The sequence below is a fragment of the Streptomyces sudanensis genome (genome assembly GCF_023614315.1).
In the GTDB taxonomy this organism is placed as follows: Bacteria; Actinomycetota; Actinomycetes; order Streptomycetales; family Streptomycetaceae; genus Streptomyces; species Streptomyces sudanensis.
Map to the genome: position 1 here is coordinate 2,450,218 of NZ_CP095474.1, position 11,069 is coordinate 2,461,286.

The following is an 11,069-nucleotide window of genomic DNA, read 5'->3' on the forward strand; positions in this document are numbered from 1 at the left end:
GNNCNNCCNCNANNNGNCNNGNNNNGNNGNNGGTCNGGGGGACCCTGGGGCTGGTCCGGGGAACCCTGGGGCTGGTCCGGGGAACCCTGGGGCTGGTCCGGCGGTGTGGGTGGTTGCGTCATCGGTGCGTACCTCTGGAGATGGGGGGTCTGCGGTCGCGGAGGCGCCGGGCCTGCGCTACCCGCCGAACGCGATCATGGTCTTGGTCTCCAGTTCGGCCTTGTCGTCCCGGGCGCTGACCCGGCCGCTGGCGATGAAGAACCGGCCGTCGGCGTACTCGTACCGGGGCTGCCAGAAGTCCCGCTCGATCCGGGCGACGGACGCCGGGTGCTGGAGCAGGACGGTCGGCTTGCCGCCGGTCGGGGCCAGGGTGGCGACAGCGCCGCCGCGGTCCCAGGAGCCCTCGACGTAGACGAGGAGCCTGCCGCCCTCCATCCGCAGCGGGAGCATCGCCTTGTCCGGGCCCGCCGCGGCGCGCCACCTGGGCTTGCCGGTGGCGAGGTCGAACGCGACGACCTCGTTGCCGCCCCGGCCGGAGTCGGCGGGCTCGGTGGACATGTAGAACGTGTTCGCGTCGGCCGCGACGCCGGTGCAGCCCTGGAGGCGCTGGCCGAAGACGATCAGGCCGCCGCCGCACTGGGCGCGGTACTTGTCGTCGCCGCCGGAGAGCTGGGAGCGCAGCCTGCCCGCGTCGGTGAGGGCCAGGACGGTGCGCTGCTTCTTCTCCTCCTGGACCGCGTTCACGACGAGCGGGCTGACGGAGTNGACCTTGTCGACCTCCCAGCCGCGCGCGAGCTGGNNNTACCTCCACCTGGGCTTGCCGGTNGGCCGGGTCGACGTCCCAGACCTCCTGCTGCGGGTTCTTGTAGTCGGAGACCCGGCAGTTGGCGGCGGCGACCAGGCGCGCTCCGGCGCCGGCGAAGGCGTAGGGCTGGCAGTCGCCGGAGGGCTTGCCGAAGACCTGCTTGCCGTCGGTGAGGGAGAAGCCGTACGAGTTGCCGGTGCCGGCGGCCGCGACGGTGTTGCCGGCGATGGCGAGCGTCGGGTCGGAGAGCGAGCTGAACCCGGTGCTCTTGGGTATCTCCGCCTTCCAGCCCGCCTTGCCGGACTTCAGGTCGACCTGCTGGAGGACCCGGCAGTCGGCGCGGTCGCCGGTGCCGTCCTTGAGGCCGATGACGATGAGGCCGTTCGCGGCGGGCGCGTTCGGGGCCTCGCAGACGTCGGTGGTGAAGGGGACGCTCCACTTCTTCTTGCCGTCGGTGGTGGAGAAGCCCTCGACGCCCCGGTACATGGCCTTGACGATGGTGTCGCCGACGATCCACGGGCCGTACACGTCGGCGCCGTTGCGCGGCAGGTCCACGTCGTTCTTGAGGAGCCACTCGACCTTGGCCTCGCCCGGCCGGCGGCCCGCGTTGAGGTCGTCGTCCGCCTCGCGTCCGCCGCCGGTGCCGTCGCCCTTGTCGACGGGCGCGGACTCGCTCGGGCCGGTGGCGGAGCCGGACGGCTGCGCGGTGGTGGTCCCGCCCTTGTCGTCGTCGCCGGTGGTCACCGCCCACACGGTGACGCCGCCCACGGCGAGCACCGCGGCCACCGCCGCGGCGACGACCGCGCCGGTCCTGCCCTTGAAGGGGCCGCCGCCGGAACCGCCGGGCGGCACGGGGGCGCCGGGGTACGGNGNNTGGGTCGGGGGGCCGCCGTAGGGGCCGGGCTGCTGCCCGTAGGGACCGGGCTGGGCGTACGCGCCCGGCTGCCCGTAGGGGCCGGGCTGCTCCCCGTAGGGGCCGGGTTGCCCGTAGGGGGTCGGCTGCTGCCCGTACGGGCCGGGCTGGGTGTAGGGGCCCGGCTGCCCGTAGGGGGTCGGCTGGCCGGGGGGCTGTGCGTGCCCCTGGCCGGGCGCCGGTGGCCGGCCGGGGGCCTGCGGGAAGCCGTACCCGGGTGCGGACGGGGCGGCCGGCGGCTGGGCCGGAGGCAAGGGGTCGGCGGCNGGGCNGGGGGCTGGGCCGGGGGCTGGGGAACCCCCTGCGGGTCCTGCGGAGACCCGAAGCCTCCCTGCGGCGGTTGCTGGCTGGGCGGCTGAGTCATCAGCGCTTCCCCCTTCGTGCGGTCCGCCGGCCGACCGGCCTCCCCCGCGATTCCGGCGCGGCACATGGCCGGAATGGAGTGGTTCGGACAGGGATGCCGCACTGTTACGTGAGTCGAGCGGGGCTTCTTTCTACCACCCGCCCCGAAGGCGCACAGGGGCCGGACCTCCCCTGTTCCCAACGGAGGACCGGCCCGTGACGCCCCTGTTATCCGCTTGCCGCGCCTTCTCCCCCGCGAGGCGGGGGCGCTTCGCGCACCGGGCGCTCAGGCGTCCTCGGCCAGTTCCAGCCAGCGCGTTTCCAAGTCCTCGCGCTCCGCCGCGAGTTCCCTCAGCTCGGCGTCGAGTTTCGCCACCAGCTCGAAGTCCGTGGCGTTCTCGGCGATCCGGGTGTGGAGGGCAGCCTCCCGGGTGGAGACCTTGTCGAGCTGCCGCTCGATCCGCTGGAGCTCCTTCTTCGCGGCGCGGGCGTCGGCCGCGGACGCCTTCGCCGCGGCGGCCGGAGCGGCGGCGGGCGGGGCGGCCGGGGCCGCGGACGCCGCCTCGACCATCCTCTGACGGCGCTCCAGGTACTCGTCGATCCCGCGCGGCAGCATCCGCAGCGTCGCGTCGCCGAGCAGCGCGAACGTCCGGTCCGTGGTCCGCTCCAGGAAGAACCGGTCGTGGGAGATGACGACCATCGAGCCGGGCCAGCCGTCGAGCAGGTCCTCCAGCTGCGTCAGCGTCTCGATGTCCAGGTCGTTGGTCGGCTCGTCGAGGAAGAGGACGTTCGGCTCGTCCATCAGCAGGCGCAGCAGCTGGAGGCGGCGCCGCTCACCGCCGGACAGGTCCCCGACGGGCGTCCACTGCTTCTCCTTGGTGAAGCCGAACCTCTCGCAGAGCTGCCCCGCCGTCATCTCCCGGCCCTTGCCGAGGTCGACGCGGTCCCTGACCTGCTGCACCGCCTCCAGGACGCGCAGCGCCGGCGGCAGCTCCGCCACGTCCTGCGACAGGTAGGCGAGGCGCACGGTGCGGCCGACGGTGACCCGCCCGGCGGCCGGCTGCCTCTCGCCCTGGGTCGCGGCGGCCTCCGCGAGCGCCCGCAGCAGCGAGGTCTTGCCCGCGCCGTTCACGCCGACCAGGCCGATCCGGTCGCCGGGGCCGAGCTGCCAGGTCAGGTGCTTCAGCAGCACCTTCGGCCCGGCCTGGACGGTCACGTCCTCCAGGTCGAACACGGTCCTGCCGAGGCGGGCGGAGGCGAACCGCATCAGCTCGCTGGTGTCGCGCGGCGGCGGTACGTCCGCGATCAGCTCGTTCGCCGCCTCGATGCGGTAGCGGGGCTTGGAGGTGCGGGCCGGCGCGCCGCGCCGCAGCCACGCCAGCTCCTTGCGGACGAGGTTCTGCCGCTTGGTCTCCTCCGTCGCGGCGATCCGCTCCCGCTCGGCCCGCGCGAAGACGTAGTCGGAGTAGCCGCCCTCGTACTCGTGGACGGTGCCGCGCTGGACGTCCCACATGCGCGTGCACACCTGGTCGAGGAACCAGCGGTCGTGGGTGACGCAGACCAGCGCCGAGCGGCGGGTCCGCAGGTGCTGGGCGAGCCAGGCGATGCCCTCCACGTCGAGGTGGTTGGTGGGCTCGTCGAGGACGATCAGGTCCTGCTCCGCGATCAGCAGCTTGGCGAGCGCGATGCGCCGCCGCTCGCCGCCGGACAGCGGCCCGATCACCGTGTCGAGTCCCTGCGGGAAGCCGGGCAGGTCCAGGCCGCCGAAGAGGCCGGTGAGCACGTCGCGGATCTTCGCGCTGCCCGCCCACTCGTGGTCCGCGAGGTCGCCGATCACCTCGTGCCGCACGGTCGCGGCCGGGTCGAGGGAGTCGTGCTGCGTGAGCACCCCGAGGCGCAGGCCGCCGCTGTGGGTGACGCGCCCGCCGTCGGCCTCCTCCAGCTTGGCGAGGACGCGGATCAGCGTCGTCTTCCCGTCGCCGTTGCGCCCCACGACGCCGATCCGGTCGCCCTCGGACACGCCGAGGGACACACCGTCGAGCAGGGCACGGGTGCCGTACACCTTGCTGACGGCCTCGACATTGACCAGGTTGGCGGCCATTTCACTCCTGATGTGGCGGGACGGCTCGACCTTCCAGGGTAGTGGGCGCCGAGGGGCCGTCCGGCCGTGCGGTAGCGTGCGGCGGTCGTCCAAGGGGAGGGGCCGGAGTGAAGGTGACGCGCGGTACGGGATGGGGCGCGGTGGTGGTGGCCGCCGCGGCGCTGCTGTCGGGATGCGGGCCGGACGGGGGGCCGGCCCGTGTGGANNNGGGNGNCCCNNCGNCCNCCNCCCNNGCCTCCCCCACCNCNCCNNNNGNTTCCGGGACCCCGGCGGCCCCGGCCTCCCCGGCGGCCCCCTCGGCCGCGGCGCCCGCGGCGCCCGCGCCGAGGGGCGGGACGGTCGGCGCGGCCGGGTCGGCGTGCCCGCTGCCGGTGACGTTCGACGTGGCCGCCGGATGGGAGCCGAAGAAGGTCGAGCCGATCGACGATCCGGAGCTCGCGGAGCTGAACGAGCTGCTGGAGCAGGGCCCCCTCACCACGGTCTGCGAGATCGACGCCAAACCGGCCGGGCAGATCGGCTTCCTGCGGGTGTGGACCGGCAACGCGGGAGGCGCCACGCCGCGCGCCGCGCTGGAGGCGTTCGTCGCCGCCGACTCCGCCGCGTCCGTCGCCTACCGCGACGTGCGGGCGGGCGCGGGCGGCGCGCTCCCGGCGACGGAGGCGACGTACGTCGTCACCAGCGAGCTCCTCGACGAGCCGAAGCCGGTCCGCGCGCTGGCCGTGGCCACGCCGCGCGGCCCGCTCGTGCTGGAGCTGGGCGGCATGGACGACGTGGAGCACACGGCGATGCTGCCCGCCTACGAATTGGCGAAGAGGTCCCTGGCCGCGACCGGCGGCTGACGGCCGGGCCCGCACCGCGCGGAGCCGGAGGGCCGGGGGAACGGAAGAAACCGGAGGACGCCGTACCGCGTGTCCGTGTCCGTACGACGTCCATCTGCGAGAGGTACGACATGAGCGAGGACAGCAGGGGCCGCGGCCCCNGNNNGCNCCGGCGGCGCCGGGGGGCGCGGTGGGCGGCCGTCGCGGCGGCGGTCGCGGTGGTGGCCGGCGGGGCGTTCTGGCTGTCCGGCGGGTACGGGATCCGGGGCGGCGGATCGGCGCTGGACGGCGCCTGCGAGGGGGACCTCGCGGCCGGCCCCGTACGGGCGCTGCTGCCGGACGCCGCGCTGACCGCTTCGAGCGAGCTGCGGCAGGACGGCTGGCGCTGCTCCGTCTCGGCCCCCGGCGGCGAGGCCGGGGTGGAGGTGCGGATACGCAACGCCGGGGAGCCGCTGGGGCCGGGCGCCTCGGCGGACCCCGGCCCGGTGGCCGTGCCGCTGGGCGGCGGGTGGACGGGCTCCTTCGCGTACGGCGACGACACGGACGCGGCGCGGGGCCGGGCGGTGCTGCTGCTGGACTGCGGCGACGAGTCCGGCGACGGGCTGCTCGCGGTGGCGGACGGCCGGCTCGCGGACGGCGCGTCCTTCGAGGACGGCGCGGCGCGGACCCGCCTGGTGTCCGCCCTGGCGGACACGGCCCGCTCGTACGCGCGGCGCACCGGCTGCGGCACGGGCCGCGACGCGGAGGGGACGGTGGAGGACGTGGCGGCTCCCGTCGTGGACGCGCGGCGCCCGCTGTCCCGGGCGTCCGGGACCTGCCGGGGCGTGGTGGACGCGGCCACCGCGCGGCGGTGGGGCGCCGGCACCGTCGCGGAGACCCCGGCGCGTCCGGCGCCGGTGGAGCGGTGCGTGCTGGGCAGCGGCCTGGGGACGCCGCTGTACACCTTCACCGCGTCGTACGGGCCGTACGGGGAGACGGCGCTGTCGGACGGCGGGGCGCTGCCGGCGAACGGCGCGGCCGAGTCGCCCTCCGGGCGCTACCGGCTGACGGCGAAGTGCCCGGGGGCGGACGGGACGGGGGTGTACGAGATCGTGCCGGACGACGGGCTGGCGCTGGACCACGCCTCGCTGCGCGGCGCGCTGAAGTCCTTCGCCGCGTCCTCGGCCGCCCTCCACCGCTGCGGGCCCCCCGCCTGACCGCCGCCGCCNCNGCCNGGCNNGGGNCGNNNCCCGCCCGCCCCCGGCGCGGGGTACGTCCCGACGCGGGCGCCCCGTGCGGGGCGCGCCGCCCTCGCCCCGCGCACACCCGGGTCAGGACGGGCGGCGGAGTTCCACCAGGGCCCAGCCGGCCAGGATCAGGAGCAGGGCCTGGGGGGCCGTCACCGGTACCGCGACCAGGACCGCGCTGTGCCCCTCCAGCAGGCCCCCGTACCCCACCGCCGACAGGCCCAGGACGCCCAGCAGGCTCAGGGCGACGCCCAGCGCCGCCGGCACCGCCGTACCCGGAGCGGACCCCCCGGCCGCGGGGACCGGCAGGTCCGCCTCCGGACGGGGGCCGGGAACGGCGGCCTTGCCGGGGCATGAAGCGGAAGCCGGAGCCTTACCAGGACGGGAAGCGGAAACCGGGCCAGGACCAGGACGGGAAGCGGAAACCGGACCAGGACCAGGACGGGAAGCGGAAACCGGACCGGGACCAGGGCGGGAAGCGGAAACCGGACCGGGACCAGGGCGGGAAGCGGAAACCGGACCGGGACCAGGACGGGAAGCGGAAACCGGACCGGAACCGGGACGGGAAGCGGAAACCGGTTCCGCGCCGGGGGCGCGGGCGGGGCGTTCCGCGTACCGGAAGACGCCGACCAGCAGGGCCGTCACCGCCGCCGCCAGCGCCACCCGCACCGGCAGGTGCGCCCACCACGCGCCGGACGCCGGCTCCGGCAGGGTCACGCCCAGCGCGAGCATCGCGCCGTACACGCCGAGCATCGCCGTCAGGTGCCACAGGAACGCCGTCATGGCGACCCCGTTCGCCGCGACGACCACCCGCCAGACGCGGGCGCGGGCGGCGAGCCGCGCCCCGGGGCCGCGCAGCAGCTCCACCGCGCCGACCAGCCACATCCCGTGGCACAGCAGGGCCAGTGTCGGGGGTGCCATGTTGGACACCTCCTCGCCGGGCATGCCCACCATCGACAGCGGGTACGGCCCGAGGGCGACCAGCGCCACCGCGCCGGCCAGTCCCGCCGAGGCGAGCGCCCACGGGGCGCGCAGGCGGCCGTCCGCGCGGAGGAAGCCCAGCTGGTGCACGGCGAGCCACACCAGGGCGAAGTTCAGGAAGGCGACGTACGGCACGTCCCCGGCGAACCGCAGCAGGTCCACCGCCGCCACCCCGCCCGCCAGCACGGCGAAGGCGCCCCAGCCCCACCGCCGGTGGAGCCGCAGCAGCGGCGGCGCGAACGCGACCATCGCCAGGTAGATCCCGACGAACCACAGGGGCTGCGTCACCAGCCGCAGCGCCGTTCCGGTCAACCCGCCTCCTCCGCCGAGGAGTTGCACGACGAGGGCGGCCGCTCCCCACAGGACGGCGAAGAGGGCGGTCGGGCGGAGCAGCCGCCGCACCCGGCCGCGGACGAACGCGGCGTACCCGGGCCGGGACCGGTACGACAGGGCGTGCGCGAAGCCGCCGACGAAGAAGAACACCGGCATCACCTGCAACCCCCAGGTGAGGACCTGGAGGGCGGGCACGACCGCGAGGACGTTGCCGACGCTCCCGCCGGCCGTCACCGCGGCCATCAGCCAGTGCCCGAGGACGACCACCGCCAGGGACGCGACCCGCAGGAGGTCGACGTAGCGGTCCCTGGTGGCGGGGGTGGCGGCGGCGAGGTCCCGCGCCGTGGGGCGTGTTCCGGTACGTGTCATGCGGGCAAGGCTCGCCCCCCGGCGGCGGAACCGGGAGAGTACGCCTACCCGGTCACGGGCTGAGTACCCGGGCGCCGGGCGCCGGGGAGGTGGCCGTACGCGCCGCGCGGCACGTGCCGGACGCGGTGAGCGCGGCGGCGACGGCCTCGGCGTCCTCGGCGTCCTTGACCAGGAACGCCGTGGTGGGGCCGGAGCCGGACACGATCCCGGCGAGGGCGCCGGCCGCCATGCCCGCGGCGAGCGTGTCGGCGAGCGACGGGCGCAGGGACAGCGCGGCGGGCTGGAGGTCGTTGGCGAGGGCCCCGGCGAGGGCGGCGGTGTCACCGGTGCGCAGCGCGTCCAGCAGGGCGGGGGACGCGGCGGGCGCGGGCGCGTCCGGGGTGAGCCGGTCGAACTCGGCGTACACGGCCGGCGTCGACAGGCCGCCGTCGGCGAGGCCGAACACCCAGTGGAAGGTGCCACCGGCGGTGATCTCGGCGAGGCGCTCGCCGCGGCCGGTCCCCAGGGCCGCGCCGCCGACGAGGGAGAAGGGCACGTCACTGCCCAACTCGGCGCAGATGTCGAGGAGTTCGGCGCGGCTGGCGCCGGTGCCCCACAGGGCGTCGCAGGCGAGGAGGGCGCCCGCGCCGTCGGCGCTGCCGCCGGCCATGCCCCCGGCGACGGGGATGTCCTTGGCGATGTGGAGGTGCACGTCCGGGGCGACGCCGTACCGGGCGGCGAGGAGTTCCGCGGCGCGCGCGGCGAGGTTGGTGCGGTCCAGGGGCACCTGGTCGGCGCCCGGCCCCTCGCAGGTGACGCGGAGGGAGTCGGCCGGGGTCGCGGTCACCTCGTCGTACAGGGAGACGGCGAGGAAGACGTTGGCCAGGTCGTGGAAGCCGTCGGGGCGGGCGGGCCCCACCGCGAGCTGGACGTTGACCTTGGCCGGGACTCGTACGGTGACGCTCACGCTCGGGCCTCCGCGATACGGGCGAACTCCTCGACGGTCAGGGACTCGCCGCGGGCCTGGGGGGACACCCCGGCCGCGACGAGCGCGGCCTCGGCGGCGGCGGGCGATCCGGCCCAGCCGGCCAGCGCGGCGCGCAGGGTCTTGCGGCGCTGCGCGAACGCGGCGTCGACCACGGCGAAGACCTCCCGCTTGGAGGCGGTGGTCGCGGGCGGGTCGCGGCGCACCAGGGAGACGAGGCCGGAGTCGACGTTGGGCGCGGGCCAGAAGACGTTGCGGCCGATGGAGCCGGCCCGCCTGACCTCCGCGTACCAGTTGGCCTTCACCGACGGCACGCCGTACACCTTGTTGCCGGGGCGGGCGGCGAGCCGGTCGGCGACCTCCGCCTGGACCATGACGAGGGTGCGCTCGATGCTCGGGAAGCGGTCGAGCATGTGCAGCAGGACGGGCACCGCGACGTTGTACGGCAGGTTCGCGACGAGCGCGGTGGGCGGCGGGCCCGGCAGCTCCCGCACGTCCATGGCGTCGGAGTGGACCAGCGAGAAGCGCGTCGCCCGCTCGGGCATGCGGGCGGTGATCGTGGCGGGCAGCGCCGCGGCGAGGGTGTCGTCGATCTCGACGGCCACGACGCGGTCGGCGGCCTCCAGCAGGGCGAGGGTGAGGGAACCGAGCCCGGGGCCGACCTCCACCACGACGTCGTCCGGGCGCACCTCCGCGGTGCGGACGATGCGCCGGACGGTGTTGGCGTCGATGACGAAGTTCTGGCCGCGCTGCTTGGTGGGGCGTACCCCGAGGGCTGCGGCCAGTTCGCGGATGTCGGCGGGGCCGAGGAGTGCGTCGGGCTCAGTGGTGCTCACCGATACAGCCTACGGCCGCAGTGCGGCCACGGACTCGCCCCCCTTTGCGCGTAGAGCAGCTTCGCCCGGTATGTCTGCTCGGCGGCGGAGGCGTCCTGGGGGCGTCCGGAGCCGCCGACGGAGCGCCAGGTGCGGACGTCGAACTGGTAGAGGCCGCCGTACGTGCCGGAGGGGTCGACGGCGTCCGGGCGCCCGCCGGACTCGCACTGGGCGAGGGCGGCCCAGTCGAGGTGCTCGGCGCCGGAGACGGAGCCGGAGCCGGAGCGGGCCGGCGTCGCCGGGGAGCGCACCTGCGCGGCCTCGGGGCGGGACCTCGTCGCCCCGGGTCGGGGCCGCTCCGCCCCGTTCGCCCCGGTGCCGGACCGCGGGCGCTCCCCGGTGCCGACCCGGACGATCCGGGCGACCGGCTCGCGGACCAGGTCCGTACCGGTCCTGCGGGTGTGGCGGGGGACGCCGTCGACGGTGCGGACCTCGTACGTGAGGCGGCGCAGGCCGGGCCGGCCCTCCCGGTCGACGACCTCGGCACCCCGGTACAGCCCGGGGTCCTCGACGCGGCGCACGTCGTGGGGGACGGTCTCGTAGCGGGTCTCGCGGTGGTACCTGACGCGCAGGACGGTGACGGTCTGGCCGTCGCGGGGGAAGGCGCCGGGCGGCACGGAGGTCGTGTCCTGGTCCCCGAGGGTGATCCGCGCCTGGCGGAGGGCCTCGGCGACGGTGGCGGCGTTGGTGCGGACGGTGCGCTCGCGGCCGTCGGCGCGGAACGTCACGGCGCGTTCGGTGCGCACGGCGAGGGCGAGCCCCTCCCGGCCGATGCGGGCGGAGCGGGAGGCGGACAGGTGCGCGCCCTCGGTGCGGACGCCGAGGGCGCGCAGGGCCTCGTCCACCGTGCGGGCGGTGGTCCACACGCGGCGGGCGCGCCCGTCCAGGTTGAGGCGCAGGGGGCGGCCCCAGCGCACGACGACCTCCTCCCCGCCGTCCAGGCGCGTACGGGGCGCGGGGGTGACGAGGTCGTACCGGCCCGTGGTGACGCCCTCGGCGGCGAGGAGCTCGCCCACGTCGTCGGCGAAGGTGTGCAGGGTGCGGTGCGCGCCGTCCACGCTGAGCCGGACCGTCTTGTGGTCGGCGAGCAGGGCGCCGGCGCTCACCAGGACGGCGACGAACCCGGCGACCACGAGCGCCTGCGGCACGCGCCGCCACACCCGCCCCGCCCCGGCCTGCCCGGCCTGCTCAGCCTGCTCGGCCTGCTCAGCCTGCTCGGCTTGCTCGGCCTGTCTGGCCTGCTCGTCCGGCCCGGCCCGTCTGGCTTGCTCGGCCTGCTCGGCCTGTCTGGCTTGCCTGGTCCACGCGGTCCACAGGCGGGTGGACGGGGCGGGGGCGGCCG

General features: G+C 76.3%; 5 protein-coding genes and 4 pseudogenes. 1 reads left to right on the forward strand and 8 read right to left on the reverse strand.

Annotated elements, in window-relative coordinates:
- Positions 1-177: 177 nt before the first annotated feature.
- From MW084_RS11310 to MW084_RS11325, 4 genes and pseudogenes are all read right to left on the reverse strand, one after another.
- Positions 178-764: pseudogene (locus tag MW084_RS11310) on the reverse strand (outer membrane protein assembly factor BamB family protein); the annotation flags it as partial.
- A gap of 62 nt (positions 765-826) precedes the next feature.
- A pseudogene (locus tag MW084_RS11315) lies at positions 827-1,677 on the reverse strand (outer membrane protein assembly factor BamB family protein); the annotation flags it as partial.
- 2 nt (positions 1,678-1,679) lie between these two features.
- Positions 1,680-1,984: pseudogene (locus MW084_RS11320) on the reverse strand (outer membrane protein assembly factor BamB family protein); the annotation flags it as partial.
- A gap of 362 nt (positions 1,985-2,346) precedes the next feature.
- The gene (locus MW084_RS11325; protein ID WP_010469795.1) at positions 2,347-4,161 is read right to left on the reverse strand and encodes an ABC-F family ATP-binding cassette domain-containing protein; all 1,815 of its coding nucleotides are present in this window, start codon (positions 4,159-4,161) and stop codon (positions 2,347-2,349) included.
- Positions 4,162-4,417: 256 nt separating this feature from the next.
- Here MW084_RS11325 and MW084_RS11330 point away from each other — a divergent pair.
- Positions 4,418-5,000, forward strand: a pseudogene (locus tag MW084_RS11330) (lipoprotein); the annotation flags it as partial.
- 1,289 nt (positions 5,001-6,289) lie between these two features.
- Here MW084_RS11330 and MW084_RS11335 read toward each other — a convergent pair.
- The 4 genes from MW084_RS11335 to MW084_RS11350 are packed head-to-tail and all read right to left on the reverse strand — an operon-like array spanning position 6,290 to position 10,887.
- Positions 6,290-7,888, reverse strand: coding sequence for an acyltransferase family protein (locus tag MW084_RS11335; RefSeq protein ID WP_010469791.1), 1,599 nt, complete (start codon positions 7,886-7,888; stop codon positions 6,290-6,292).
- 52 nt (positions 7,889-7,940) lie between these two features.
- On the reverse strand, positions 7,941-8,834 hold the full coding sequence (locus MW084_RS11340; RefSeq protein WP_010469790.1) for a 4-(cytidine 5'-diphospho)-2-C-methyl-D-erythritol kinase: 894 nt from the start codon (positions 8,832-8,834) through the stop codon (positions 7,941-7,943).
- Positions 8,831-9,688: a 16S rRNA (adenine(1518)-N(6)/adenine(1519)-N(6))-dimethyltransferase RsmA gene (gene rsmA, locus MW084_RS11345; protein ID WP_010469789.1), complete on the reverse strand. Its 858-nt coding sequence runs from the start codon at positions 9,686-9,688 to the stop codon at positions 8,831-8,833. Before rsmA ends, MW084_RS11340 begins: the two co-directional genes overlap by 4 nt.
- A complete protein-coding gene (locus tag MW084_RS11350) occupies positions 9,685-10,887 on the reverse strand; it encodes a resuscitation-promoting factor (RefSeq protein WP_010469788.1) in 1,203 nt (400 codons plus the stop codon). The genes rsmA and MW084_RS11350 overlap by 4 nt, the downstream gene beginning before the upstream one ends.
- Positions 10,888-11,069 lie beyond the last annotated feature (182 nt).